The organism is Bradyrhizobium sp. AS23.2 (assembly GCF_001908185.1).
GTDB lineage: Bacteria > Pseudomonadota > Alphaproteobacteria > Rhizobiales > Xanthobacteraceae > Bradyrhizobium.
Window position 1 is genome coordinate 1 of sequence record NZ_LGHM01000151.1, and the last position, 26966, is coordinate 26966.

At 64.7% G+C, this 26966-nt stretch carries 27 protein-coding genes and 1 pseudogene; 18 read left to right on the forward strand and 10 right to left on the reverse strand.

The window, feature by feature from the left end; all coding sequences use genetic code 11:
- The first annotated feature begins 353 nt into the window (after positions 1-353).
- From AC630_RS30245 to AC630_RS47900, 7 genes are all read left to right on the forward strand, one after another.
- Positions 354-821, forward strand: a complete 468-nt coding sequence (locus AC630_RS30245) for a hypothetical protein (RefSeq protein ID WP_074122136.1) — start codon at positions 354-356, stop codon at positions 819-821.
- Between the two features lie 22 nt (positions 822-843).
- Positions 844-1122 (forward strand): hypothetical protein, encoded by a 279-nt coding sequence (locus AC630_RS30250; RefSeq protein ID WP_074122137.1) that lies wholly within the window; start codon positions 844-846, stop codon positions 1120-1122.
- Positions 1123-1254: 132 nt separating this feature from the next.
- Positions 1255-1509, forward strand: a complete 255-nt coding sequence (locus AC630_RS30255) for a hypothetical protein (protein ID WP_074122138.1) — start codon at positions 1255-1257, stop codon at positions 1507-1509.
- Positions 1510-1530: 21 nt separating this feature from the next.
- On the forward strand, positions 1531-2448 hold the full coding sequence (gene dapA / locus AC630_RS30260) for a 4-hydroxy-tetrahydrodipicolinate synthase (RefSeq protein ID WP_074122139.1): 918 nt from the start codon (positions 1531-1533) through the stop codon (positions 2446-2448).
- 538 nt (positions 2449-2986) lie between these two features.
- Positions 2987-3178, forward strand: a complete 192-nt coding sequence (locus AC630_RS30270) for a hypothetical protein (protein WP_074122141.1) — start codon at positions 2987-2989, stop codon at positions 3176-3178.
- 18 nt (positions 3179-3196) lie between these two features.
- On the forward strand, positions 3197-3583 hold the full coding sequence (locus AC630_RS30275; protein WP_074122142.1) for a hypothetical protein: 387 nt from the start codon (positions 3197-3199) through the stop codon (positions 3581-3583).
- Between the two features lie 90 nt (positions 3584-3673).
- Positions 3674-3802 carry a hypothetical protein gene (locus AC630_RS47900; RefSeq protein WP_283808463.1) on the forward strand — a complete coding sequence of 43 codons (129 nt, stop codon included), beginning with the start codon at positions 3674-3676 and terminating at the stop codon, positions 3800-3802.
- A gap of 4 nt (positions 3803-3806) precedes the next feature.
- Here the strand turns inward: AC630_RS47900 and AC630_RS30280 are convergent, their stop codons facing one another.
- Positions 3807-4388, reverse strand: coding sequence for a TetR/AcrR family transcriptional regulator (locus AC630_RS30280; RefSeq protein ID WP_074122143.1), 582 nt, complete (start codon positions 4386-4388; stop codon positions 3807-3809).
- An 85-nt stretch (positions 4389-4473) separates the two neighbouring features.
- Here AC630_RS30280 and AC630_RS30285 point away from each other — a divergent pair, with 85 nt between their 5' ends.
- From AC630_RS30285 to AC630_RS30295, 3 genes are all read left to right on the forward strand, one after another.
- Complete coding sequence (locus AC630_RS30285) at positions 4474-5214, forward strand: crotonase/enoyl-CoA hydratase family protein (protein ID WP_074122182.1); 741 nt, start codon at positions 4474-4476, stop codon at positions 5212-5214.
- 69 nt (positions 5215-5283) lie between these two features.
- Entirely contained in the window at positions 5284-5919 is a 636-nt protein-coding gene (upp, locus tag AC630_RS30290; RefSeq protein ID WP_074122144.1) for a uracil phosphoribosyltransferase, read from the forward strand.
- 48 nt (positions 5920-5967) lie between these two features.
- Positions 5968-7542 (forward strand): AMP-binding protein, encoded by a 1575-nt coding sequence (locus AC630_RS30295; protein WP_074122145.1) that lies wholly within the window; start codon positions 5968-5970, stop codon positions 7540-7542.
- Positions 7543-7590: 48 nt separating this feature from the next.
- Here AC630_RS30295 and AC630_RS30300 read toward each other — a convergent pair.
- The 6 genes and pseudogenes from AC630_RS30300 to AC630_RS30325 form a co-directional block, all read right to left on the reverse strand.
- Positions 7591-8839: pseudogene (locus tag AC630_RS30300) on the reverse strand (acetyl-CoA hydrolase/transferase family protein).
- A gap of 7 nt (positions 8840-8846) precedes the next feature.
- Positions 8847-10400: an AMP-binding protein gene (locus AC630_RS30305; RefSeq protein ID WP_074122146.1), complete on the reverse strand. Its 1554-nt coding sequence runs from the start codon at positions 10398-10400 to the stop codon at positions 8847-8849.
- Positions 10401-10431: 31 nt separating this feature from the next.
- Positions 10432-11598, reverse strand: a complete 1167-nt coding sequence (locus AC630_RS30310) for an acyl-CoA dehydrogenase family protein (protein ID WP_074122147.1) — start codon at positions 11596-11598, stop codon at positions 10432-10434.
- A gap of 42 nt (positions 11599-11640) precedes the next feature.
- Positions 11641-12930, reverse strand: coding sequence for a TRAP transporter large permease (locus AC630_RS30315; RefSeq protein WP_074122148.1), 1290 nt, complete (start codon positions 12928-12930; stop codon positions 11641-11643).
- 12 nt (positions 12931-12942) lie between these two features.
- Positions 12943-13497: a TRAP transporter small permease gene (locus tag AC630_RS30320; RefSeq protein WP_143198442.1), complete on the reverse strand. Its 555-nt coding sequence runs from the start codon at positions 13495-13497 to the stop codon at positions 12943-12945.
- A 34-nt stretch (positions 13498-13531) separates the two neighbouring features.
- Positions 13532-14560 (reverse strand): TRAP transporter substrate-binding protein, encoded by a 1029-nt coding sequence (locus tag AC630_RS30325; RefSeq protein ID WP_074122184.1) that lies wholly within the window; start codon positions 14558-14560, stop codon positions 13532-13534.
- A 227-nt stretch (positions 14561-14787) separates the two neighbouring features.
- On the opposite strand from AC630_RS30325, the gene AC630_RS30330 reads away from it, so the two are divergent.
- From AC630_RS30330 to AC630_RS30345, 4 genes are read left to right on the forward strand one after another with little or no spacing between them, the layout of a single operon-like run.
- Entirely contained in the window at positions 14788-15990 is a 1203-nt protein-coding gene (locus AC630_RS30330) for a CaiB/BaiF CoA transferase family protein (protein WP_074122149.1), read from the forward strand.
- A gap of 16 nt (positions 15991-16006) precedes the next feature.
- A complete protein-coding gene (locus AC630_RS30335) occupies positions 16007-16486 on the forward strand; it encodes a MaoC family dehydratase (protein WP_349539558.1) in 480 nt (159 codons plus the stop codon).
- On the forward strand, positions 16486-17337 hold the full coding sequence (locus AC630_RS30340) for an HpcH/HpaI aldolase/citrate lyase family protein (RefSeq protein WP_074122185.1): 852 nt from the start codon (positions 16486-16488) through the stop codon (positions 17335-17337). Before AC630_RS30335 ends, AC630_RS30340 begins: the two co-directional genes overlap by 1 nt.
- A gap of 19 nt (positions 17338-17356) precedes the next feature.
- Positions 17357-18097 (forward strand): IclR family transcriptional regulator, encoded by a 741-nt coding sequence (locus AC630_RS30345; protein ID WP_074122150.1) that lies wholly within the window; start codon positions 17357-17359, stop codon positions 18095-18097.
- Positions 18098-18104: 7 nt separating this feature from the next.
- On the opposite strand, the gene AC630_RS47300 is transcribed toward AC630_RS30345, so the two are convergent.
- The 3 genes from AC630_RS47300 to AC630_RS30360 form a co-directional block, all read right to left on the reverse strand.
- Positions 18105-18521, reverse strand: coding sequence for a hypothetical protein (locus tag AC630_RS47300; RefSeq protein ID WP_074122151.1), 417 nt, complete (start codon positions 18519-18521; stop codon positions 18105-18107).
- Positions 18522-18906: 385 nt separating this feature from the next.
- Positions 18907-19698 (reverse strand): fumarylacetoacetate hydrolase family protein, encoded by a 792-nt coding sequence (locus AC630_RS30355; RefSeq protein WP_074122152.1) that lies wholly within the window; start codon positions 19696-19698, stop codon positions 18907-18909.
- 59 nt (positions 19699-19757) lie between these two features.
- Complete coding sequence (locus AC630_RS30360) at positions 19758-21917, reverse strand: carboxypeptidase-like regulatory domain-containing protein (protein WP_074122153.1); 2160 nt, start codon at positions 21915-21917, stop codon at positions 19758-19760.
- 185 nt (positions 21918-22102) lie between these two features.
- Between AC630_RS30360 and AC630_RS30365 the strand changes: the two genes are divergently transcribed.
- The 4 genes from AC630_RS30365 (at position 22103) to AC630_RS30380 (ending at position 26953) form a co-directional block, all read left to right on the forward strand.
- A complete protein-coding gene (locus tag AC630_RS30365; RefSeq protein WP_074122154.1) occupies positions 22103-22312 on the forward strand; it encodes a hypothetical protein in 210 nt (69 codons plus the stop codon).
- 31 nt (positions 22313-22343) lie between these two features.
- A complete protein-coding gene (locus AC630_RS30370; protein WP_074122155.1) occupies positions 22344-23870 on the forward strand; it encodes a glycosyl hydrolase family 79 N-terminal domain-containing protein in 1527 nt (508 codons plus the stop codon).
- 127 nt (positions 23871-23997) lie between these two features.
- Positions 23998-25212 carry an ABC transporter substrate-binding protein gene (locus tag AC630_RS30375; RefSeq protein ID WP_074122156.1) on the forward strand — a complete coding sequence of 405 codons (1215 nt, stop codon included), beginning with the start codon at positions 23998-24000 and terminating at the stop codon, positions 25210-25212.
- A 7-nt stretch (positions 25213-25219) separates the two neighbouring features.
- Positions 25220-26953, forward strand: a complete 1734-nt coding sequence (locus AC630_RS30380) for an FAD-dependent oxidoreductase (protein ID WP_074122157.1) — start codon at positions 25220-25222, stop codon at positions 26951-26953.
- The last annotated feature ends 13 nt before the right edge of the window (positions 26954-26966 follow it).

The following is a 26966-nucleotide window of genomic DNA, read 5'->3' on the forward strand; positions in this document are numbered from 1 at the left end:
CTCATAAAGGCCGGGAGCTGGCGCTGAACGACACTCGCGAAGCGACCTCAGCTGTCGTCCCGGACAAGCGCAGCGAAGCGGAGCGCCGATCCGGGATCCATAACCACAGGATAGAGTTTGGCGAAGACTTGCGGTTGCCAGCTTCGCGCCAAACCTCTCCCTGGGGTTATGGGTCCCCGCCTCCGCGGGGACGACAGATGAGGGTCTGGCGCACATTATCCCCTCAACCGCGGCACCGCGCGCTTATGAAATCCCTATATCTCGCACCCCGCCCCTATCTCGCTTTCAAATGCCGTTTTGGCCATCCTGGAAAGGCCGGCCGACTGACCGACGCCATTTCCAGGAGGCCAGACATGATCGCCGACCTTCGACACCTTGATCCACCTTCCCTCAGCCAGCGGCTTCGCACGGCTCCGGCGATGACGCGGCCGCTGATGCTCGACATCATCGACAACGCCTGCCGGCGCTTTCCCTCGCTTGGCCAAAGCGAGCGTACGGCGCGCCTCATGCGGCTGATCGCTGCCGAGGCCTGGGCCGATGCCGCGCTCGCGCTGATGGAGCTCGAGCTGCCGATGTGGCAGGTCCGCCGCATCGCCTATGACGAGGGCGAGTGGCATTGCGCCCTCTCGCGCGAGCGCGAACTGCCGGACTGGCTCGACGCCGCGGTGGAATCCCGCCACGCCGATCTTGCGCTCGCATTGCTGTCTGCCTTCATCGAGGTCCAGGCATTGGCCATGGAGGTGTCGCGGCCCAGCGTTCCCACTGTGCGCCCCGCCCCGGATCCGTTCTACGAGCCGATTGGCTGCGAGAATTTCAGCTAAGCCAGTCGGACAGGTTCGCCCCTTGCCGCAATCTTCGGACATATCGCAGGCATTGAGCCGGACACGGGTGATCGCGCGCTTTGCCGTTCGCGTCGCGCTGCTCGCCGGTTTTGCAGTGTTCGGGAGCATCGGATTCGGACGAAGCCTCGCCGCTCTGCTCTGGATGTCGATCATCCTGTGCGCCACTGTCGCCCTCCTCAGGCGCGAGCCGCTGTTCGGTGGCGCTCTCAATCATTGGGACGAATGCGCCGCGTTCGGCGCGCTGTTCGCGCTGGTTCATGTCGTCAATGAGCTGACCTGACCACCGAGCTTTATGAGCTTCCTATGAGATCGCAGCACAGCCACGCTCGAAATCATATTCGCGACACGGGATATTGAACGCGCAGGCAGGGACGTGCGTCCCAAGCCGGCGTCGTTCAGAAGGAATAGAAAAGTGAAACTCGTCGAACCTCCCTCGTGCAGCTCGCCTTCCACCATCGTCTTCATCGGCAGGAACCACCGCGGACAATGGGTCGCCCAGGAACAGAACGGCCTCTATGGCGGCCTGTTCGTCAGCCGAGCGCAGGCGATCAAATATGCGCTGTTCGAAAACGGCCAGCATCCCGAGACCATCGTAGAACTGCCGCGCGAGATCGAGCTCGACATGGGCAAGAGGCCCGATGCCGCGATTCGCAAACGCGCAGCCTGATCCATCCACTTCGCAACGACCATGTTCATCCCTCCCTCGGCCTGGTTCACAGGCTTCATTCCCGATCTGCCAACGCCGTTCGATGCGGCCGACGCGATTGATCTCAAGGCGTTCGCCGCACTCTGCGAGCGCCACATCGGCGCCGGCGTTCCCGCCATCGTGGTTTGCGAGACCGCCGGCGAAGCGCCGACACTCTCGCCGGCCGAACAGGAGCTGATCATTCGGACCGCGGTCGATGTCGCCCACGGCCGGGTCCGGATCATCGCCGGCGCCATGTCGAACGCAACCGGCAATGCCATCGCGCTGGCGCGGCGCGCCGAGGCCGCCGGCGCTGATGCCGTGATGGCAGTGGTCCCCGCCTACAACAAGCCGATGCAGGAAGGGATGCTCGCACACTTCCGGGCCATCGCCGGTTCGACCGGATTGCCCGTGATCCTGCACGATGTTCCGTCCCGCACGCTGCGTCCGCTGGCCGACGAGACGCTTCTGCGTCTCGTCGAATCCCGCCAGTTCGTGGGCCTGCGCGATGGGAGTGGCGACACTACCCGCCCGATGCGCTTGAGCCGGCTGTTACCGGCCGGCTTTCGCTTTCTGTCCGGCGACGACGGCACCGCCTTCGGCTTCATCGCTAGCGGCGGCGACGGCGCGATCTCGGAAGTCGCCAACATCGCCCCGGACCTCTGCCGCACGATTTTCTCGCACGTCAGACAAGGCCGCCTGCAATCCGCCCGCTACCTCGACAGGCGGCTCATGCCGCTCATCGCCTGCCTTGGCAAGGAAAGCCCAGCAGCGCTGAAATACGCGCTGAGCCTGCTTGGCCTGATGTCGCCGGCCACGCGGCTGCCGATCGTGCCGCTCGATGACGCCGCCCAGTCGGAAGTTGCAAAGGCATTCGCCGCGATCGCCGACGAAGAGCTGATCGACAGCGTCGGAGCCTGATGTTCCAGGTCCAGGCGGGTTTCGTATGAATTCACTCTCATCAGGCGATGGACATCGCAGGCTGCTCCGTGCCTGGCAATTGGCGTTGCTGCGCTTCGCCGTGACGCGGGACGATTGCGACAGATTGAACGTTGCGGCTCTCGCCGGGGAACTCGATCGTCTCGGCCGGAGCAACGCCGATGACTCGCTCCACTTCTTCCGGCGAACCAGCTCACGGCTCTGCGCGGCCATCAATGGACAGGGAGAGGACGCGCAAGCCGTCCTCGGCCACTTCTGCGAACAGATTGACGAGCCGCGGTTGCGCCTCGCCTTTGCGTCAGCCGTCGGAATCGCCCGCTCGGACACTGCCCGATCCGACGCTCGCCCGAAACGCAATCGCGACCTGTTCAGGGGACTGCCGGCGCGACGGATAGCTTCTTTATGAGTTTCCTATGCCGCGGCCACGGCGCTCATCTCGCAATCCTACCCGCTCATGGCCATCATTCGAGGCAGATTACGGCGGCTGTGGCCACCTCCAGGCTGATGAAGGAACACTGAGATGTCGATGCTGACACATGGCATTGAACGCCCTGTTGACTGGGCGGAACGCCCCGCGCGGATATCGGGGGAACGCAAGGCCCAACTCAAGCGCCTCGTCCTGGGCGCGCTGACCGTGCTCTCGATGGGCTCTGTGCTCACCGCGCTGATCGCGCTGAAGACCGCGATCTATGTCTGGCACCTCCACGCCTGATCGGTATGCGAGACCATCATGACCTTGCACATGTGTGAGGAGGCCGCCATGGCCGCGATCGCCCTTCAAGCTGCGCATCGCCAGCCTGAGGCAGAGCGCGCGGTGCCGCTCAGGCCGCTCGACCCGGATGTTGTCAGTGCCGCCATCCCCGCCTTCTTCATCGGACGCAACGGCGCCGGCCTTTGGGTTGCGCGCGAAGCGAACGGACGCGTCGGCGGTCTCTTCCTGTTCAAGAGTTCCGCGGTCGATTTCGCCAACCGGCAGAGCGCGCCGACACGATGCGCGCTGGTATTTCCCGCCGAGACTTTCGAACTCGACGTCGAGAACCGTGGCAATCCGCTGATCGTGCTGGCGGAGGGAGCCAGGCGGCTCCTTGCGCGCGTGGTGACAAGGCTGCGGACATGATCGAGCTCAAGATTGCTATACTGGTTGCGTTGATGGGCGCGCTGCTGCTCAGCATGCGCGTCGGCGCTGCGCCCGCCTCGGACAAGCAGCATGCAGTTCATGAAGGGTAATCTGGAACACGCGGTCACCACGACGATCCTGACCATGACGGTGAGCCTGTTCTGGGGCGCCGTCCTGACGTTCGTGATCACGCTCTTGGCACGCGGGCTCGGGGTCTAGCCCCTCACCTCTCCGCTTCCGCTTCGATCAGCCGCGCCAGTTCGGCCGCCGTGACCTCGATCGGCCGGCCGCTGCGCTCGACGCGGGCCTGGATCAGCGCACCCTGGAGTGCCGAGGTGCAAAGCACGGCAAGCGCCTCCGCCCGCGCTCTGGCGAATCCGTCCGCCAGAAGCTTGTCGCGGAGGATCGCGATCCGCGCCGCATAGGCCTTGCGGCCGGCCTCGGACACAGCGCGCTCGCGCGGTGCGAGCTCCAGCAGCACGGTCGTGATTGGGCAGCCGTTGCGAAAGCCCGATCCCTGCATCCACCCCGCCAGCAATCTTGCATGCGCGCGCAGGAGCTCGCCGGTCGAGCCGCACTCCTCCGCGAGCTTGGCGACCGTCGCCGCCACGCGGCGGCCGGCTTCCTCGACCGCAGCCACCGCGATCGAGGATTTTCCATCCGGAAAGTAGTGGTAGAGCGAGCCTTTCGGCGCACCGCTCACGTCGACGATGTCGTTCAGGCCGGTCCGGGCAAATCCCTGGCGGCGGAACAACGTCACCGCGGCATTGATGATGGGCTGGCGGTGTTTCGGCACGGCCGGCATCGCACTCTCCTCCCGGCAATAATTATATTGATTGGTCTACATCAGCCTCCGACAGTCAAGCAATGACAACAACTGGGAGAGGCAGATGTCCAAGGGAGTGAGCTACCAGCTGAAGGACGGCGTGGCGCGGATCGTGCTCGACGACGGCAAGGTCAATGTCATGTCGACCACGATGCTGGGCGAGATCGGAGCCGCTTTCGAACGCGCCGAGACGGAAGCCGGGGTCGTGGTGCTGCGCTCTGCGCGGCCGGGTATTTTTTCCGCGGGCTTCGACTTGAAGGTTTTTGCCGCAGGTGATGCCGCCAAAAGCCTCGACATGGTCCGGGCCGGCGCGGAGCTCGCGCTGCGTCTAATGTCGTTTCCGCATCCGATCATCGGCGTGATGGAGGGTCATGCCTTCCCGATGGGGACGTTTCTGCTGCTCGCCTGCGACATCAGGCTGGGCGCGCGCGGGCCGCACCGCATGGGGCTGAACGAGGTCGCGATCGGTATCGCACCGCCGACCTTCGCCATCGAGCTCGCGCGCAGTCGCCTGCATCCGGCCTGGCTGAGCCGCACCGTCACGCTGGGCGAGATGTATGAGCCTGAGGAGGCGTTGGCGGCAGGCTTCCTCGATCGTGTGGTTGCGCCGGAAGCGATCGAAACGACGCTGGAGGAGATCATCGCGGGCTTGCGCGTCATTCACAAGCCCTCGCATGCGACCGCAAAGAAGCGCCTGCGCCAGCCGGCCATGGACGCCATGCGCATGGCGATCGACCGCGAACTGACCATGGCTGCCTACGAGGCGAGCGATCGGGCACGGACGGCGGTCGCGATGCCCGCTTGAGGCCGCGTATCCCGCGGAAAAGACCCGGCCGATCTGGCGCAATTTCACGGAACCGTGTAGAGCGGTTGCATGAGCACCAGCAACGTCAACGTTGTCGTCCATCCCCTGGTCCAGCACAAGCTCTCCCTGATGCGGGAGAAGGACCGCTCGACCAAGAGCTTTCGCGAGATCCTGAACGAGATCGGGATGTTGCTCGGCTATGAGGTGACGCGGGATTTGCCGCTGGAGCTGGTCGAGATCGAGACGCCGATCGCATCGATGCAGGCGCCGAAGATCGCCGGCAAGAAGCTCACGCTGGCGCCGATCCTGCGCGCCGGCGTCGGCTTCCTTGACGGCATGCTGGCGCTGATGCCCTCGGCGCGCATTGCCCATATCGGGCTCTACCGCGACCCCGACACATTGCAGGCCGTGGAATATTACTTCAAGGCGCCGCAGGACTTGTCCGACCGTACCGTGATCCTGATGGACCCGATGCTGGCGACCGGCAACTCGGCGTGCGCCGGCGCCTCCCTGCTCAAGGCCCGCGGCGCCCGCGACATCCGCTTCGTGTGCCTTCTGGCCGCGCCCGAAGGCATCGCGCAGTTCCAGAGCGAGCACCCCGACGTGCCGGTCTGGACTGCTGCGATCGACGAGCGGCTTAATGACCACGGTTACATCGTGCCGGGCCTGGGCGATGCCGGCGACCGGATGTTCGGCACCAAGTAGACAGTCACCAAGTAGACAGTCTTGCGCGATCGGGTTACTCCGGCAGGCATGAGCGCAAACGCATTTTCGCTGCAATCGCTGATCCGCACCGAGGCCGCCGCCGATCCTGCCTTCGTGTTCGATGGTACGCCGGTCTCGCGCGCGCAGTTCTCCGCAAAGATCGACCAAACGGCGGCCTGGCTTGCCGCGCAAGGCATCGGCAAGGGCGACGTGATCGCGGTCTGGCTTGTCAACCGGATCGAATGGGTCGCGCTGCTGTTCGCCGCCGCCCGCCTAGGTGCGGTGGTCGCCGCCGTCAACACGCGCTATCGCAGCGCGGAAGTCGCACATCTGCTCAAGGTGTCCGGCGCGAAGCTGATGGTGGTCGAGGCCGCGTTCCGCTCGATCGATTTTGCCGCCATCCTCGCCGACGTCGACAAGTTCGACGTGCCCACGCTGCAAAGGCTCGCGGTGGTCGGCGCAGATACGATCCCGGCGCATTGGCCCTGCGTGCGCTTCGATGCCTTCGACACGGCCTACCCGCCGGCTCCGCCGCCACAGGACGACGTCGATCTGCCAGTGCTGCTCTACACGACCTCCGGCACAACCAAAGGGCCAAAGCTGGTCGCGCATTCGCAGCGGACGCTGGCCACGCATGCCGCCTCCGTCGTCAAGGCGCTGACGCTCTCGCCGCAGCGTCATTCGCTGCTGGCCATGCTGCCGTTCTGCGGCACTTTTGGCATGACGAGCCTGCTCGGCTTCATCGCAGCGGGCGCGACGATCCATGTGCTCGACGCCTTCGAGGCGGCACCGGCTCTGAAGCTCCTGAGGGAACACAGGATCACGCACTCCTTCGGCTCCGACGAGATGTTCCGCCGCATCCTCGCGCTCACCGATGTGCCGCGGCCGTTCCCGCATCTCGAGGTCTGCGGCTTTGCCGCGTTCCAGCCCGGCTGGCGCGAGCTTGCCGCGGAGGCCGGGGCACGCGGCATGCCGCTGTTCGGCCTCTACGGCTCCAGCGAGGTGCAGGCGCTGTTCTCGATTGGCCGCGTCGACGACGCCTTCGCCGACCGCATCGAGGGCGGCGGCTGGCCGATGTCACCCGATGCGAAAGTTCGCGTGCGCGACACCGAGACCGGCGAGCTTGCGGCCCAAGGCGTCTCCGGCGAGATCGAGATCAGCGCGCCCTCGCGCTTCCTCGGCTACTTCAACAACCCCGAAGCGACACGCGAGGCGATCACCGCCGACGGCTTCTTCCGCACCGGCGACATCGGCCACCTGCGCGGCAACCGCGCCTTCGTCTACGAGACCCGCGCGGGCGATGCGATGCGGCTCGGCGGCTTCCTGGTTGCGCCAGGCGAGATCGAGGACGAGCTCAAATCCTGCACCGGGGTGACGGACGCCCAGGTGGTCGCGGTCGATCTGAAGGGCCAGGCGCGCTGCGTCGCCTTCGTGATCCCATCCAGCGAGCCGCCACGGCAAGAGGCGCTGGTCGCGCGCCTGCGCGAACGGCTTGCCGGCTACAAGGTGCCGGCTCGCATCTATGTCGTGGAGGCCTTCCCCGTCACCGACAGCGCCAACGGCGTGAAGATCCAGCGTGCCCGGCTTCGTGCCATGGCGATGGAGCGGATCGCGGCCGAATAGGCCCAGCCTATCTCAGATCCGTTCAGGCCCAGCGGCGACGCTGTTAGACTAGCGCATGAGGGTACGCAGCTGCGCCGACAGCGCGTCGCGGTGCTCGGGCGCCGCAATCGCGATCATGCGGCGCGCGCGCTCGGCAAGGCCGCAGCCGCGCAGCTCCGCTACCCCCCCATTCGGTAACGATGGCATCGACATCGGCGCGAGGCGTCGTCACCGTCTCGACATGGGCGGCGATCCGGCTGGCGCCGTCCGACGCCGTCGCCGGCAGCGCGATGATCGCCCTCCCGCCGGCGGACGCCTTGGCACCGCGCACGAAATCGAGCTGCCCGCCGATCGCCCCGATCGCGACGCCATTCAGCGTCTCTGAATTCACGCTGCCGTCGAGTCCGACCTGGAGCGCCGAGTTGATCGCGACCAGCCGGTTGATCCGCGCCAGCACGTTCTGGCCATGCGTGTATGACGTCGGCTGCACCGAAACCGCCTTGTTCTCGTTTACGAAGCGATAGAGCCGCTTCGTGCCGATCACCTGGTTGGTGACCGTGATCCCGTGGTCGATACCCTTCTCCGCATTCGTCACCGCGCCGCGCTCGATCAGGTCGACGACGGCGTCGTTGATCAGCCCGGAATGAATGCCGAGATTGCGCGCGTGGGAGAGCGAGGAGAGGATCGCGTCCGGAACGCGCCCAACGCCGAACTGCAGCGTGCTGCCGTCGGCAATCAGGACCGCCGCATGCGCCGCAATGCGCCGCGAGATGTCATCGAGCGGCGGTGAGGTTAATTCAACCGGCGACCGACGGGCCGCCACGCGCATATGGATCGGCACGTCCTGCGGCCATTCTGCCCCGAACGTAAACGGGGCCTCCGGATTGATCTCGGCGATGACCAGGCGCGCGCCGCGCGCGGCATCGATGACATAGTCGTTGGAGAGGCTGGCGCTGAGCCGCCCCTCGGACTCCGCGAGCTGCACCAGCACGACATCGGACTTGTGACGGCGCGAGGCAAAGTCGGCACAGAAGGCGCTGTAGTTGCTCGGGATCACATCGAGCCGCCCGGCTTTCGCGAGCCGCCGCGCATTGCCGATCACGCCGTAGCTCAGGAACGAGACTCCAGGAGCGCACGATGCGGAAAACGTCTCCGAGAACACCGGCCCGACCATCATACGGAACGGCGGCAGATCCCCAGCCTGCGCCATCAGCGCTTCGGTCAGAGTGACGGGCTCCGCCGTCGCCTGCCCGCACACGACGAGATCGCCATCCCGGATCAGGCCGGAAAAGTCGACCGGCGGCGTCTGCCCGGACATCGCCGCCTCAGTCCATCGACGCAAGGCGCGCGGAGGACTCGCCGAGCAGCGTGCGCAGCTCCGTCTTCATGATCTTGCCATAGCTGTTCTTCGGCAGCTCGCCTGTGAGGTAGTAATGCTTTGGCCGCTTGAAGCGCGCGATCCAGGCATTGCACATCTGGTCGAGTTCATCGCGCGTAACCGCCCTGCCCGCGACGGGAACGACGACCGCTACCACCTCCTCGCCCCATTCCGGATGCGGCCGGCCGATCACCGAGACCTCGGCAACGGCGTCATGTCGCAGCAGCACTTCCTCGACCTCGCGCGGATAGATGTTGGTGCCGCCGGAGATGATGACGTCCTTGGAACGATCCTTCAGCGTGAGGAAACCGTCGCCGTCGAAGGCGCCCATGTCGCCGGTATAGAGCCAGCCGTCGCGCAACGTGGTCGCGGTGGCGTCGGGGTTCTGCCAGTAGCCGGACATGACGGTATCGCCGCGCACGATGATCTCGCCGATCTCATCAGGTGCAACGTCCCGCCCCGCCTCGTCGACGGTGCGCACCTGCACAACGGCTTGCGCGATGCCGACCGAGGCGAGGCGCTCCTCGTGGCGCGGATGGCCAGCGTCGACATGAATGGATTTCGGCAGGTACGTGATGGTCATCGGCGTCTCGCCCTGACCATAAATCTGCGCGAGCTTCGGTCCGAACACACTGAGCGCGGCCTTGCAATCGGCTACATACATGGGGCCGCCGCCATAGATGATCGTCTTCAGACCGGGCGCGGTTGCGCCCGCCGCTTCCGCCGCGACCGTCAGGCGCCGCACCATGGTGGGCGCGGCGAAGAAGGAGATGCCGTCGCGCTTTGCCGTCAGCTCCAGGATCTCGTCCGGCTCGAAGCGGCCGCTCTCCGGAATGATCTGCGCGCCCATGCCGAGCACGTGCGGCACCATGTAGAGGCCGGAGCCATGCGACATCGGCGCGGCATGGAGCAGCGCCTCGCCGGGCACGACCGGGTTGATCTCGGCGAGATAGTTCAGCGACATCGCGAGCAGATTGCGATGGCTCAGCACCGCGCCCTTGGGCTGACCGGTGGTGCCGCTGGTGTAGAAGATCCAGGCGGGATCGGTGATCGCGACATCCGCGATGGCGATGCCGTCGGCCTTCCCCAGGTCGCGATATTCGGCTGAACCTATCTCGACGATGCGCGGGTTGGCCGTACCGAGATTCAGGGCTTCCGAGGCGACACTCGCCATGTCTTCGGTCACGAACACGACCGCGGCGGCGGAGTTGTCGAGGATGAACGCGACCTCGCGCGGATGCAGCTTTGCGTTAATGGGAACGGCAACCAGCCCGGCGTGCCAGCAGGCATAGAGACAGGCGACATAGTCGGGCACGTTCTTCATCAGGAGGGCGACGCGGTCGCCCTTGGCAAGGCCAAGGCGCTGCTGCAGCGACGCAGCCAGCGAGGCCACCGTCGCGGCGAGCCGGCCGTAATCGGCGACCGGCGTTAGCCCTTTGAGCAGGGCCGGCGCGGACGCGTCGGCCTTCGCGGCACGCAGGAGATGATGAGCGAGGTTCATGGCGATCCTGCCTGACTATCCGCGCGCGAGCCTAGTACGACTTCGCCAGTCCGAGCACCTTTTCCGCGATGAAGCTGAGCGCCAGCTGCGGGCTGACCGGCGCGATGCGCGGGATCAGGACTTCGCGCAGGTAACGCTCGACGTGGAACTCCTTGGCATAGCCGAAGCCGCCGTGGGTCATGACGGCCTGCTCGCAGGCGGAGAAGCCGGCCTCGCCCGCCAGATACTTCGCGGCATTGGCCGCGGCGCCGCAGGGCATGCCCTTGTCGTATTGCCAGGCCGCCGACATCACCATCAGCCATGCGGCCTCGAGCTCGACCCAGTTCACCGCGAGCGGATGCTGGATGCCCTGGTTCTTGCCGATCGGGCGATTGAACACGGTTCGCGTCTTGGCGTATTCGGTCGCGCGCGACAGCGCGAGCTTGCCGAGGCCGACCGCTTCCGCCGCGATCAGGATGCGCTCCGGGTTCATGCCTTCGAGGATGTACTGGAAGCCTTTGCCCTCTTCGCCGATCCGGTCCTCCATCGGGATCTCGAAGTCCTCGAAGAAGAGCTCGTTGGAATCGACGATCTTGCGGCCCATCTTCTCGATCTCGTGGACCTTGATCTTCTTGCGGTCGAAATCGGTGTAGAACAGGCTGAGGCCATGGGTGGGCGAACGCACCTCTTCCAGCGGCGTGGTGCGCGCCAGCAGCAGGATCTTGTGCGCGACCTGCGCGGTCGAGATCCACACCTTCTGGCCGTTGACGATGTAGCGGTCGTTCTTGGCGACCGCACGGGTCTTGAGCTGGGTGGTGTTGAGGCCGGTGTTGGGCTCGGTGACGGCGAAGCACGCCTTTTCGCGGCCCTCGACCATCGGCGGCAGCATGCGCTTGCGCTGCTCCTCGGTGCCGAACACGACCACGGGATTGAGGCCGAACACGTTGATGTGCACCGCGGATGCGCCGGACATGCCGGCGCCGGATTCCGCGATCGTGCGCATCATGATCGCGGCTTCGGTGATGCCGAGCCCGGAACCGCCATAGGCTTCCGGCACGCAGATGCCGAGCCAGCCGGCGTCTGCGAGTGCTTTATGAAAATCGTGCGGAAAACCGCCGTCGTGGTCCTTCTTCAGCCAGTAGGCATCCGGAAAGCCTTCGCAGATCTTTGCGATGGCGTCGCGAATGGCTTCCTGCTGATCGGTGAGCGCGAAATCCATGTCAGTTATCTCCTTGCTTGGAGCCGCGGCGGCCCGGACGTGCTAGCGCCCCATCTGAGAGGGCAGCCAGAGAATGATCGAGGGAAACGCCACCAGGATCGCGATCGCGATCAGGTGTGCAATGAAGTGCGGGAAGGTACCGTGGAACACCTCCGCCACCGGCCGCTTGGCATAGCGGGCGACGATAAAGCAGTTCAGCCCGACCGGCGGCGTGATCATACCGACCTCGGCGGTGACGATCTTGATGACGCCGAACCAGATCGGGTCGAAGCCGAGCGTCTTGATCAAGGGCAGCACGATCGGCACGGTCAGCACCAGGATCGCGATCTGGTCCATGAACGAGCCGAGCACGATATAGCCGCACAGGATGAGCGTGATGATCACCCAGCGCGAGGTCGGCAAGCTGCCGATCCAGGCGACGAGGTCCTGCGTCACATGCGTGAGCGTGAAGAAGTAGCCGAAGATCGACGCGCCGACCAGGATCATGATGATCATGCACGTGCCGTGGCAGGCGCGCAGCAGCGTCTTGTAGAGCGACGACGGCGTGATCTTGCCCTTGACGATCGCGAGCAGGAAGGCGCCGAACGCACCGAAAGCCGAGGCCTCTGTTGGCGTCGCGACGCCGAGATAGATCGTTCCTGTGACGATCGAGAACAGCACCACCATCGGCGAGACCTGCCACAGCAGCGCGAATTTTTCACGCCACGGCACTGATTTCGCAGCGGGCGCGCGCGAGGGATCCTGCCAGACCAGGAAGTAGATCGTGGCCATGATGGTGATGGTGACGAGGATCGCGGGGATGATGCCGCTGATCAGCAGCTTGCCGATGTTCACTTCGGCAAGCAGGCCGAAGATGACGAGCGCGACGCTGGTCGGCAGCAGCATCGACAGCGTGCCTGATATCGCGACCACGCCCGCGGCCATCTTCGGCTCATAGCCCTGGCGGATCATCGCCGGAAGGCTGGTCGAGGACAGCGTCGCGGCGGAGGCCGTCGAGGTGCCGCAGATGGCGCCGAAGCCGGCGCCGGCAAGCGCAGTGGCCATGCCGAGACCACCGGGAATGCGGCCGACCCAGGCCGAAGCCGTCTTGAACAGATCATCCGCGACGCCCGACAGCAGCACGAGATCCGCCATCAGGAGGAACATCGGGATGGTGATCAGCTCGTACGCGGAGACGGTCGAGAGCGGCGCGGTCTGCAGGATGCCGAACAGCGTGGACCACCCGCCCACCATGACGAGGCCGACCGAACCGGCAAAGGCCATGGCGAAGCCGACGGGCGTGCCGAGCGCAAGCAGGCCGAACAGCAGGGCGAGAACGATGAAAGGTGTCATGGATGCCTGCCGTTACTCGAAGCTTCGTGCTTCGCCGACGCCGGTGACCGGCGGCAGCGGATAGAGGTCGCGCCCGCTGACGAGGCTCAGCACATTGCCGACGAGCTGCAGCGCCAGCCGCAGCACCAGCACGCCGCAGCCGAACGGAACCAGCGCCGCCGAGATCCAGGTCGGCCACGGAATCGCGCCGGAGAGGACGTCGTGCTGTTCGTAATTCTCCAGCGCGCGCTCGAATCCGACCTTGCAGATCAGGACGAACACGAACAGGCCGGCAAGCGCGGTGACGATCTCGGACAGCCGCCGCCCGGCCGGCGAGAAGCGCGACAGGAGGATGTCGACGCCGACATGCGCGTGCTCGCGCAAGCCATCCGAGAGCGTGAAGAAGAATACGCCGGCCAGGAGATAGAGCCCGATCAGGTCATAGGTGAAGGAGAACGGACGGTTCAGCGCGTAGCGCATGAACACGTCGGTCACCACCAGCAGCATGATCACGAACAGGAACACCACCGCGATCACCGTCAGCGCGCGTTCCAGCGCGCCGAGCACATCTCCTGCCCGCTTAATCACGTCTGGTGCCTCCCTCTTCTATGCCGGCTGACGATTACTTGGTGCCGCCGGCGGCGAGCAGGCCTTCGAATTCCTTGAGCGCGGCGGACGCCTGCTTGCCGCGGCTGTCGAGACCGCTGGCCCATTCCTGGCCGACGCCCTTGAGCTTGTCCTTCATCTCGGCGCGTGTCGCCTCCGGCAGCGGATTGAAGCTGACGCCTTCGTTCTGCATCTGCTTCTTGGTTACTTCGCCTTCCTTGTCGACGTCGGCGCAGGCCTTCGGCGTGATCGCCTCCGAGGCCTCGTTCATCGCCTTCTTTGCATCGTCGGGCAGCTTGTCCCAGACCGACTGGTTGATGGAATAGGCGACGATGAAGCTGCCGAAGCTGACGCCTTCGGTGGCGTGCTTGACCAGCTTGTCGAGGCCGTAGGACACGACGCTGTCGAGCGGGAACAGCAGGCCGTCCATCGTTCCGCGCGACAGCGACTCATAGGCATCGGGCGCAGCCATGCGCACCGGCACGGCATTGAGCGCACGCAGCGTCAGATCCTGCGCGCCGCCGGTGGTGCGCAGCTTCAGGCCCTGCATATCCTTGGTCGTTTCCACCTTCGACTTGACGGTCCACACCTGATAGGGCGGCAGCACCACGGCCATCAGCAGCTTGATCTTGTTCGGTGCGTATTCCTGCTTGGCCAAAATGCCTTCGCGCGCCGTCTTCCAATAGGCGAGCGTGCCCTGGCAGCTGGTCTGGAATGCGCCTGGCAATTGCGCGACTTCCGATAGCGGCATCTTGTCGGAGACATAGGACGGCCCGATGTAGCCGATGTCGACCACGCCCGACTGGGTCAGCCGCAGCATGTCAGCCGCCTTGCCGATCTGCTGGTTCGGATAATAGGTGAAGGTCACCGCGCCATTGGTGCGCTTGGTGACGTCGTCCATCCACGGCTTCAGCATCAGGCGGACGAGATAGTGACCAGCGGGGAAGGAGTCGGCGACCTTCAGCTCCAGCGCCTGCGCCTGCAGCGTCAAGACCGGCAGCGAGAAAGCCAACGCCGCGGCAGCCCGGACCAGATTCTTCTTCATGTCGTTCTCCTTGACGCGTCCCATGCCGAAGGCGGCAGTCCACTGCTGCAGCACCGTCCGGCCCTCAATCCATTTCTTGCTTGAGGAAAATGTACATATACGTGAATTTATCTGTCAAGTATATGAACTATTCATGGGGCTATGCGTCTCCGGGCGGACACGCCGAATTGACATCGACGTTTTATGAACTCTAACTCCACGTATATGAATTTGTCCAACGGGGACCCATGGGACCGCTCGCCGGCTTCACCATTCTCGACCTGACCTCCGTGCTGATGGGCCCCTACGGCACCCAGGTGCTGGCGGACATGGGCGCTGATGTCATCAAGGTCGAAAGCCCCGAGGGCGACATCGTTCGCCAGATCGGTCCCGGCCGCACGCCCGGCATGGGCGGGATGTTCCACAATGCCAATCGCGGCAAGCGCAGCATCGTCCTCGACCTGAAAAAGAAGGAAGGGCGTGACACGCTGCTGCGGCTAGCCAAGCGCGCCAACGCGCTCGTCTATAATGTGCGCCCGCAAGCGATGGCGCGGCTCGGCCTCGACTACGAGACGCTCGCCGCAATCAATCCCGCCCTCGTCTATGTCGGTGCGTTCGGCTACGGCCAGTCCGGACCCTATGCCGCAAAGCCGGCTTACGACGACCTGATCCAGGGCGCCGCCGCCATTCCAACCCTGCTCGCGGCCGCCGGCGACGGCACGCCGCGCTACGTTCCCGTCACCATCGCCGACCGCATCGTCGGCCTGATGATGGTGAACGCGATCATGGGCGGGCTGATGCACCAGCAGCGCACCGGCATCGGTCAGCGCATCGACGTGCCGATGTTCGAATCGATGACCGAGTTCGTGCTGATCGATCATCTGGGCGGGCTGACCTACGATCCACCGCTCGACCATGGCGGCTACGCCCGCCTGCTCTCGCGCTACCGCCGCCCCTACAAGACCAGCGACGGCTATCTCTGCGTCCTCATCTACAACGACAAGCACTGGCGCAGCTTCTTCGAGGCAATCAGCCGGCCGGAATTTTTGCAGCAGCCGCGCTTTGCCAACCACGCCGCGCGCACGAAGCATATCAACGAGATTTACGAGGAAATCGGCCACATCATCCTGACGCGCACGACCGCCGAATGGCGCGAGCTGCTGGAACGCGCCGACATTCCGGTGATGCCGATGCATACGCTGGAGACGATCCTTAGGGATCCGCACCTCGAGGCGATCGACTTCTTCAAGACGGTGGATCACCCCGTGGAAGGCCGCATCCGCCAGATGCGCGTGCCCTCCACCTGGAGCGTGACCCAGCCGGAAGCCGCCGGCCCAGCGCCGACGCTCGGCCAGCACGGCCGCGACATTTTGCGCGAGGCCGGCCTCTCGACCGACGAGATTGAACGGCTCGCAGAGCAGAAGGCAGTTCACCTGGCGGCGCCGCCTTAGGGGCAGCGCCGGCCAAATCGCAGGACATAGGGAGGAAACCGCGATGGCCGGACTTTATTTCGAAGACTTTTCCGTGGGTCAGGAGTTCAGGCATCCGCTGACCAGGACCGTCACGGAAATGGACAACACCATGTTCAGCCTGCTGACGCTCAATCCGCAGCCGCTACACATTGACGCGCATTTCTCTGAGAAGACCGAGTTCGGCCAACGCATTTTCAACAGCCTTTACACCCTCGGCATCATGATCGGCATGACGGTCTATGATACGACCCTGGGTACCACCGTCGCCAATCTCGGCATGACCGACGTCACCTTTCCAAAGCCGGTCTTCCATGGCGATACCTTGCGGGCGACGACGAAGGTGCTTTCGTTGAGGGAATCCAAATCGCGCCCCAGGGCGGGCATCGTCGAGTTCGAGCACCACGCCTTGAACCAGAACGACGAGATCGTCGGCAAATGCCGCCGCATGGCGATGATGCACAAGAGGCCGGTCTGATGCGTTCGATGCTGTTCGTGCCGGGCGATTCCCCGCGCAAATTCGAGAAGGCGAGCGAAGGCAAGGCCGACGCGCTGATCATTGACGTCGAGGATTCCGTCGTCACCGAGAAAAAGCCCGAGGCGCGCGCGCTGACGCTTGCCATGCTGAAGGGCCGTCGCGGCCAGCATCAGCTCTATGTCCGCGTCAACGCCCTAGACACCGGCATGACACTCACAGATCTTGCCGCGGTGATGCCGGGCAAGCCCGACGGCATCGTGCTGCCGAAATCGCAAGGCGGTGACGATGTGCGCCAGGTTGCGACCTGGCTCGAAGCCTTCGAGGCGGCGGCCGGCACCGCAGTCGGCACAACCCGCATCGTTTGCGTCGCGACGGAAACCGCAGGCTCGATCTTCGGGCTCGGCAGCTACAAGGGAAGCTCCCCTCGCCTCGCCGGATTGATGTGGGGTGCTGAAGATCTCTCGGCTTCGCTTGGCGCCACCGAAAAGGCATCGGGCGGCGTGTTCCATAGCCCCTATCGTCTGGCGCGCGATCTCTGCCTGATGGCAGCGGCTGCGGCCGAGGTCGCGCCGATCGACACGGTCTATACCGATATCGACAATTTGGCGGGCCTCGAGCAGGAAACCCGCGCGGCGCGACGCGATGGTTTTTCGGCGAAAGCGCTGATCCACCCCAAGCATGTCGATGTCGTCAACGCGGCATTCGATCCGACCGATGCCGAGCGTACATGGGCTGAGAAGGTGATCGCGGCGTTTGCGAGCAATCCCAATTCCGGCACGCTGCGTCTCGACGGCATGATGATCGACAAGCCGCATCTTCGCGCCGCGAAGAAGATTCTCGGCCAGCCATAGCTCAGGACGCAGCGCCACCATGATCGTTCGCCAAGCCGCAAACGTCCTGGAGATCATGGAATTCTTCGCGCAAACGAGGAAGCCGGCGACGCTTGCCGAGATCGCCGATCATTTCGGCTGGCCGCGCTCGTCGACTTTCAACCTGCTCGCGACGCTCTCCGAGAAGGGCTATCTTTATGAGCCGCGGCCGCGCGCCGGATTCTATCCGACGCCACGGTGGCTGGCGATGGCGCGGTTGATCTCCGAGGTCGAGCCGCTGCCGCCCTGGACGCACACGCTGATCGCCGATCTCTCCGCCGAGACCGGCGAGACCGCCTCGATCGTGGCGCCGGCCGGCGTGATGGCGGTGTTCATCGACGTCGTGGAATCCAGGGCCCCGATCCGCTATTTCGCGACCATCGGCCATCGCGTGCCGATCCACGCCACCGCGAGCGGCCGCGCGCTGCTGCTGCAATATTCGCCGGAGGAGCGCGACTCCGTCTACCGCAAGATCGAATTCAAGCAGTACGGCCCGTCGACGCCGATCAGCATCGAGGCGGTCGAGACCGAGCTGCGCAATTCGATGGCGCGCGGCTATTGTCAGAGCTTTGCCGACTACAGCCGCGACCTCGCCGGCGCCGCGATCCCGCTGCCGATCGGCGACCGCCGTCTCTCCGTCGTCGTCGCAGGGCCCGAGTTTCGCATCGGCCCGAAGGTGCCGGAGGTGGCCGCACTGATCGCACGGACGGTCGACCGGCTGCGGCCGAAGACGACAGCCTGAGCTGACCTCATTCGAATCCCTGAACGGGCGGCGCCGAAGTCTCTGCCGGCACCGCGGGAGCAGCTTGAACAGGCTCCACAGCAGGCGCGGCTTGAGCCGGCGGAGTGCTGGCAGCTCTCATCTGGCCGCTGGCATCCATCGCCTCGCGTGTACGCGGCAAAGCGCCGGTCGCGGCTACAGGGTACGCCTCGCGACGCGCCGGCTGCCGATGTCTTGCCGTACGCGAACCTCTCACGCCCCAGGACCGTGCGATTGAAGGTCCGGCGGTATAACCGACAACCGCGCCCGCGACCGCGCCGATCGGACCCAGCACGACGGCGCCTGACACGGCTCCCAATGCCGCAGCACCAGCGCGCTCCTGCGCGACGGCGCTTGCAGGCACGCCAGCCAACATCACGACGGCAGTAATCAGAGCTTTGTTCATCGGAGCGCCTCCCTTGCGGGAGATCACTCTTACTCAAATATGGCTGCAGAACGTTTGTTCGTTGCCCAACACGGGGCAATCGCCGATGGAACTCCGGCAATATGAGGGCTGTCGTCTCGCCTGCCGCCATCCTTCGAGACGCCCGCCTTCGGCGGGCCCTCAGGATGAGGTCGCGTTTCGCGGCGAAATATCAGACCCTCATGGTGAGGAGCCCGCCGAAGCGGGCGTCTCGAACCATGCAGGCCGAGCGCGTTCGGCACCCTCTCAACCGTCGCGTGCGATAGCCGTGCCTTCACCCGGATCGCATCTGCGATGCAATCCGGCCTCTCCGCGCATCCGCCTTCGCTGAAGCTTCGGCGGACAAGCGCGGGAGAGGTGAAGACAGTCAGACGATCTTGATCGACATGTCCGGCAGGCCCCCGAGCTTGCAGAGCAGCACGTCGCCCTTCACCACCGGGCCGACATTCTCCGGCGTGCCGGAATAGATGATGTCGCCGGCCTTCAGTTCGAACGCTTCCGAGAGCTTTGCGATCTGCTCGGCCACGCTCCAGATCATCTTGCTCAGATCCGAGCTCTGCTTCACCGTCCCGTTGATCGCGAGCGAGATGGCGCCCTTCTCGAAATGGCCGGTCTTGCCGGCCGGATGGATCGGCCCGATCACTGCGGCGTGGTCAAAGCTCTTGCCGATCTCCCAGGGCTTCTTCTCCGCGGCCATCCCGTTCTGGAGGTCGCGCCGGGTCATGTCGAGGCCGAGCGCGTAACCGTAGACATGGTCGAGTGCCTTCTCGGCCGGGATGTTGGTGCCGCCGGACTTCAGCGCGGCAACCAGCTCGACCTCGTGATGATAGTTCTTGGTCAGCGACGGATAGGGATGGTCGGCAATCTCGCCGATCGCGACGTTCTGGATCGCGTCCGTCGGCTTCTGGAAGAAGAAGGGTGGCTCGCGGTTCGGATCCGAGCCACGCTCGATCGCATGCGCGGCGTAGTTGCGGCCGATGCAGTAGATGCGGCGGACCTGAAACACTTGGGCCTCGCCGACGATCGGGATCGTGACCATCGGCACCGGGAAGATCGGCTTCGGGCCGGCCTGCGCTGCGGCCGGAGCGGCTTCGGCGATCGTGGCCGCGGTCATCGCGGCTGCGGCGGCGAGCACGTCACGTCGAGAGGTTCTTGTCATGGTTCTGTTCCGTTTTCTTGGCCGCTGACTTTCAGCCGGCTATTCATAGGGTCAAACGCTCAATGGGCCAATGGATCGGGCCGCATCTGTACTTTGTAGACTTTGGGCGAGGCCTCTTTGCCGCCCTCTCCATGGAAGCTCGCCCGTGTTCCCGTCGTGCTCCACAGGCCGCGTCCTTTCCAGCCGGTGTCCGGATTGTCGATCCGGCCGTCGACATTCTTGGTGAAGAAACCGAGCGGGTATGGATTGCGCATATTCACGAAATGGCCGTTGACCAGCGCAAGCAGCGACTCGCTGCCATTTGCGCTTGCGATCGGCACGTTCGCACCGAAGCCGAACGTATTGTAGCGGTCCACCCAGACATAATAGGCGTGGTTTGCGCTGCCGCTGGCGTCGAGTCCCTTAAATTGCGGTCCGGGCATGCGCCAGGTCTTCCAACCTTCCGGACACTGCTTGCCGTCCGCAGTCATCGGTCCGTTGAGGGGCCCTTTGCAGAGCTTGCGGTCGAAGCTCGCGAGATGCCCGCTCGACAATACCGTCCACACCACACCGTCCAGCCCGATGTCGAGGCCGCGCGGGCCGAACGTACCCTCCGGCGGCTGATAAACTTCCGCCAGCGCGGTGTTAGCCGGGTCTGGCCCGGGCATCACGCGAATGATGTAGCCGGGTTGGTCGATGCGGGAAAAACCGCGATCCATCGCCTGGCCCCAGATCGAATCGTCGACCGGACTCGGCATGATTCCATAGAAGGACGCGGCAATACGCTTGTCCTTGGCCGGATCGACGGGGTCCTTGTGCTCAACATAGGCATCGCGCTTGCCATTGCCGTTGGTGTCGATGATCAGCGGCGTCCAGCCCTGCGATTTCACGTCGTCAAGCGTCTCTCGATATTGTTTCGTGTTGAGCCAGCCGACCACCCCGCCGCCGAGGCCCGGACCGCCGGAGCTCGTCCACAGCGTCTGGTTGGCATCGTCGTCGAAGTAGAGGTGATGGGTTGTGAAGCAGGTGTTGATCAGGTCCCATTTGCCCGTTGCGGGGTCGAAGCGCGACAATTGACGCAATGAGGTTGCCTGCGGCGCCACCTTCGCCGACGGCAAATCCGAGCCCTGCTTGCAATAGTCAGGATTGGCCGGCGGACGCAGGCGCGCCGTGAACCAGACCTTGCCCTGCTCGTCCATCATCACATTGTGGATGCTGGTGTGGCCATCCCAGATCGGCTCGTCATCCCAATAGGCCGACGTTCCTCGCGGAGCATCGGTCGACGACGGCGTGTTCGGATCGAGATACGGATGCTTGATGGTGCCGGCGACGTTCTTCACGGGATCGAGCGTCGGCACGAGATCGGAGCTCTCTTCCGACGATCCGTAGATCAGGCCGTTGGCGTTGACACGCGGATTGCGCTTGTCTGTCGAGATCGCATCGTGCTGATAGCGCGTCGGCGCCGCCCAGTCCCACATCGTGAACACGACGTTGCGTTCGATGCCCTTGGGCCGTTCGGGCTTGTCGAAAGGCAATTCACCGGCCGCGATGCGATCGGTCCATTTCGAGAACAGGTCGTAGACCTTCTCCGGGCCCATGCTGGCCAGCACCGTCGCCATGTATTCCTGGGCCTGGCCTGCCTGGGTGCGGACCGCCCATGCGGTGTGGGAGTCGTAGCCCTCGGTGAACACCTTCGGGATCTCGCGGATGCCGCGCGTGCCGAGCGCGTGGCAGGACTGGCACATGTTCTTGACCGTATCGACCCACTGGGCCTGCGACTTCATGGTCTCCGGCATCTTGTTGCCCTTGTCGCCGGTACCGGGAAATTCCTCGGGCTCGGGGATGTCGAGCATCGAGTACCAGTACATGCCCGGATAGTTCTGCGCGTCCTGCTTGGGCGAGGCCACGACGGCCTTGAAGTCCAGCACCTTGCCCGGACGAGCGTCCTGTTGCTCCGTGTCTTGCAGGCCGTAGCCGCGCACCCAAACCTTGTAGTTGGCAGCAGGAAGCTCCGGGATGACGAACCGGCCTTGATCGTCGGTCACCACCACTTTCGCGTATTTTGTCGGCAGGTCCTTGGTCTCGGCAATCACCCAAACCCCGGCTTCCGCTCCCTTGTCGCTGATCACCTGTCCGCCGATGTCGTTGGCGGATACCTCGACAGTCGCCGCCATCGCTGCACCGGCGTGCAACAGCGCAGTCGCGCCGAGATAGCCGGCAATCATTCGCCTCAAGCTCATCGCTCCCTCCCTTTCGTTCTGCGTTTCGTCCGAGCCTCTTGGCGGGCTTATTCGGACTCGTCCCTTATGTTTTTACGCGATCGAAGAACTCCCGAACCTTCCGCGCGCAGACATCCGGGTCCGTTGCGGCTACCGCGAAGCCGGAGAACAGAACTGCCTCACAGGAGCGTCGGAGAACCCCGCGCATGGGCATTTCCTCGATTGTTTTCTTGTTGTTGGTTGACTTATCACGCGGTCAGCAATGGCTTCAACTTCCCGACGTCGTCAAGCTGTTCCAGATTGCCAACCTGATCGAGTCGCTGCCCAGCACCGGCGCGATCAGCTCCCGCGTTTTCGCCGCCGCGGCTTCCGTGCACGGCGGGTTCTCGCAACGCATCATACGGATAACGCGCTAGGATCGTCATTTGACAAGACAGGGCGACCGCCATGCAGGCGACCGGGAGGAGCAGTCGGACCGCACCTGCGCGCGCCATCCGTGCCGCCGGCGTGGCGCTGCTCGTCATCGCGATATCGCCGGGAGTCGGCAAGGCCGCGGAGATCATCGCTCCCAAGGAGATGAGAGCGATCGGCACGATCGATACCCGCTTCCAGTCCTACAATGTCGAAATGGTCGAGGTGACCGGCGGCCGGTTCTGGAAACCCTATGCGCAAGGAGGCGGGCGCCGCGATCGCTACAGTTATCGACCGCCGATCGATCTAGTCAACCCGCGCCTGCGCAAGCTCACCGCAGCGCTCGGGCCGGCCTATTTGCGCGTGAGCGGCACCTGGGCGAATGCGACCTTCTTCGCCGACACCGACGGCACGCCGGCCGCACCGCCTGCCGGCTTCAACACCGTGCTCAGCCGCACGCAATGGCACGGCGTCGTTGACTTCGCGCGCGTGGCCGATGCGGAGATCGTGACCTCTTTCGCCGTCAGTCCCGGCAGCCGCAACGCTGACGGCGCCTGGACGCCGGACCACGCGCAGCGCCTCGTCGACTTTACGCGATCGCTGGGCAGCCGCGTCGCCGCCGCCGAATTCATGAACGAGCCGACGCTTGCAGCGAACAATGGCGCGCCGGTGGGATATGACGCGAATGCATACGGCCGCGACTTCAAGATGTTTCGCACGTGGATCAAGCGCGCGTCTCCCGAGACGTTAATCGTCGGGCCGGGCTCCGTCGGCGACTCCGCCTCGCCCTCGGCCACCGGCATCCACACGCGCGACCTGCTCGCCGCATCGGGCCCGGGACTCGATCGCGTCTCCTATCACCACTACAACACGCTCTCGCCCCGCTGCGGCGTGCACGACGATCCGGCCCAGGCGCTATCCGAGGCCTGGTTGTCGCGGACCGACGTCGCGCTTGCCGTCTACCGCGGCTTGCGCGACGAGTTCGAGCCGGGCAAACCGATCTGGCTGACGGAGACCGCGGATGCCGCCTGCGGCGGCAGTCCCTGGGACGCGACCTTTCTCGACACCTTTCGCTATCTCGATCAGCTCGGTCGCCTGGCCAAAGCCGGCGTGCAGGTGGTGATGCACAACACGCTCGCAGGGAGCGACTACGGCTTGCTCGACGAAAAGACGTTTCGACCACGGCCGAACTATTGGGCTGCGCTGCTCTGGCATCGCCTGATGGGAACGGCCGTGCTCGACGCGCGCATGGCCTCGACGCGGGCCATTCACGCCTATGCGCATTGTCATCCCACGACGAAAGGCGCGGCGTCCGCGCTCCTCATCAACACGTCGCAACGTGGATCGCGCGCCGTGACGCTGGCGGCGCGCGCCGAGCGCTACACGCTTCGGGCACGCCGCCTCCAAAGCGCGAGCGTGCAACTGAACGGCACGACACTCGCCTTGACCGACAGCGACGATCTGCCCCACCTCGCGCCGCGAGTTGCACCGGCCGGTCAGATCCGCCTTCCGCCCGCCAGCATCACTTTTCTGGTGATACAGGACGTGGCCGCCTGCCGTTGAGCGCGCGCACCCCCAGGGAACCCAGCCGATCCGATAATTCATCATTGACAAACTAATTCGCCAATATCTAATTCATCTCTGGGACAAGCAGCCGCGCCTGGCGGCCAATCTAGAGAAGGGAACGACGATGAGAGGGCTTCTGGCCTGCGCCATGCTCGCGGCCATGACTTCGGCAGCCATGACCACTGCGGCGAGCGCGCAAGTTTCCGACGACGTGGTCCGGATCGGCGTGCTGACGGATCTGTCGAGCTGGGGCCGCGACAACAGCGGACCGGGCTCGGTCGAAGCCGCGAAGATGGCGGTGGAGGAGTTCGGGCCGACCGTGCTCGGCAAGCCGATCGAGATCATCAGCGCCGATCATCAGATGAAGACCGACGTTGGCGTGCAGATCGCGCGCGGCTGGTTCGACAACGGCAAGGTCGACGCCGTCGTCGACATCCCCAATTCCGGCATCGCGATCGCCGTCCACAACATGGTGCGCGAGCGCAACAAGATCGCGCTGCTCTCCGGCCCCGGCGCAAGCTCGCTGACCGACGAGCTGTGCAGCCCGAACACCGTGCACTTCGCCTACGACACCTATGCGCTGTCGAAGGTGACGGCCTCGGCCGTGATCAACGAAGGCGGCAAATCCTGGTACTTCATCACGGCGGACTACGCCTTCGGCCAGCAGCTCGAGAAGGACGCCACGCGCTTCATCAACGAAATGGGCGGCAAAGTGCTCGGCGGCGTGAGGCATCCGACCAACACCGCCGACTTCTCGTCCTTTGCTCTCCAGGCGCAGAGCTCAAAATCCGACGTGGTCGCGTTCGCCAATGCCGGCCAGGACACCGACAATGCCATCAAGCAGTCCGGTGAGTTCGGCCTCGTCCAGGGTGGCCAGAAGCTCGTCGGGCTCCTGATGTTCGAAACCGACGTGCACGCGATCGGGCTGAAGTCCGCGCAGGGCACCTATATGACGACTGCGTCGTACTGGAACATGGATGAGCAGACTCGCGCCTGGTCGAAGAAATTCTTCGCCCGCACCAACGTGATGCCGACCATGATCCAGACCGGCGTCTATGGCTCGGTGCTGCACTATCTCAAGGCCATCAAGGCTGCCGGCACCGACGATCCGGCGAAGGTCATGGCCAAGATGCGCGAGCTGCCGATCGAGGACGCCTTCGTTCATGGCGGCAAGCTTCGTGAAGATGGCCGCGTCATCCGCGACATGTATCTGGCCAAGGTCAAGTCGCCCGAAAAGTCCAAGGAGCCGTGGGACTATCTGGAGATCGTCAAGACCGTGAAGGGCGAGGACGCCTATCGCCCGGTCTCCGAATCCAAGTGTCCGCTCCTGAAGAAGTGAGGCCCGCATGACTGGCAACGAGCACAAAGCAATTGAGACTTACGAGTGCGATGTGCTCGTGGCTGGATCGGGTGCCTCCGGCATGTCGGCCGCGATCACCGCGCGTTATCGCGGCCTCGACGTGTTGATCGTCGAGAAGGAGCCGCGCTTCGGCGGCACCACCGCGCGATCCGGCGGCTGGCTGTGGATTCCCGGCACCTCGCTCGCGAAGGTCTATGGCATCGAGGAAACGCCGGAGCAGGCCCGCACCTATCTGCGACACGAGGCCGGTAACAATTTCGACGCCGCGCGTGTCGATGCGTTCCTGAGCGCCGGCCCCGAAGCAGTCGATTTCTTCACCACCAAGACCGCACTGCGCTTCGACATGCCGCTGGTCTTCCCGGACTATCATGCCGAAGCGCCCGGCGGCGCGCAGGGTGGCCGCTCGATGGTGACGCGGCCGTTCGATGGCCGCGAACTCGGCGACCAGATCAAGACGCTCGGCATGCCTCTGCCCGAGCTCACCGTATTCGGCATGATGCTCGGCTCCGGCAAGGAGATCATCCACTTCATGCGCGTGACGAAGTCGCTGACCTCGGCGGTCTACGTCGCAAAGCGCCTGTCGCGTCATCTGATGGATGTGCTGCGCTATGGCCGTGGCATGACGCTGACCAACGGCAATGCGCTTGCGGGGCGCCTCGCGAAATCCGCGCTCGACCTGAAGATTCCGATGTGGCTGTCCTCGCCCGTGCGCGAGCTGACGGTCGACAATGGCGCAGTGACCGGAGCGATCGTTTCGCGTGAAGGACGTGACGTGCGTATCCGCGCGCGGCAGGGTGTCGTGCTCGCCTGCGGCGGATTTCCGCATGACGTCGAGCGGCGCAGGAAGATGTTTCCGCACGCGCCGACCGGCAATGAGCATTTTTCGCCGGGGCCGACCGGCAACACTGGCGACGGTTTGCGCCTTGCGGAAAGCGCCGGCGGACGTGTCGAGGATCGCCTGCCGAACGCGGCGGCCTGGGTGCCGGTGTCGCTCACCACGCGCAAGGACGGATCGAAGGGCGTGATGCCGCACTTCATCGACCGTGCCAAGCCCGGCGTAATCGCGGTGATGCGCGACGGCAAGCGCTTTGCCAACGAGGGCAATTCCTACCACGACTTTGTCCAGGCCATGATCAAGGCGGCCAAGCCCGGCGAGGAGATCGCCGCCTTCCTCGTCTGCGATCACCAGACGCTGCGCAAATACGGCCTCGGCTGCGTGCCGCCCTTCCCGATGCCGACAGGTCATCATCTCAATACCGGCTATCTCATGCGCGGCGACACGCTGGAGGCGCTTGCGGCGAAAGCCGGCATCGATGCCAAGGCCTTCACCGAGACCGTCAAGCAGTTCAATGCGACCGCGCCGCAAGGCCATGATGCCGCCTTCGGCAAGGGCTCGAAGGCATATAACCGCTACCAGGGCGATGCGCTGCACGGCCCGAATCCTTGCGTCGCGCCGGTCGAGAACGGCCCGTTCTACGCCATCAAGATGGTGATCGGCGATCTCGGCACCTATGCCGGCATCGTGACCGACGAGAACGCGCGCGCGCTCGACGCCGAGGGCCGGGTGATTCCCGGGCTCTATGCCGCCGGCAACGACATGGCGAGCATCATGGGCGGGAATTATCCCGGCGCCGGTATCACGCTTGGGCCGGCGCTGACCTTCGGCTACATTGCCGGCCGTCATCTCGCCGACAGCGCAGCCAAGCGCGACGCGGCGTAAGCGAGCCGCACGC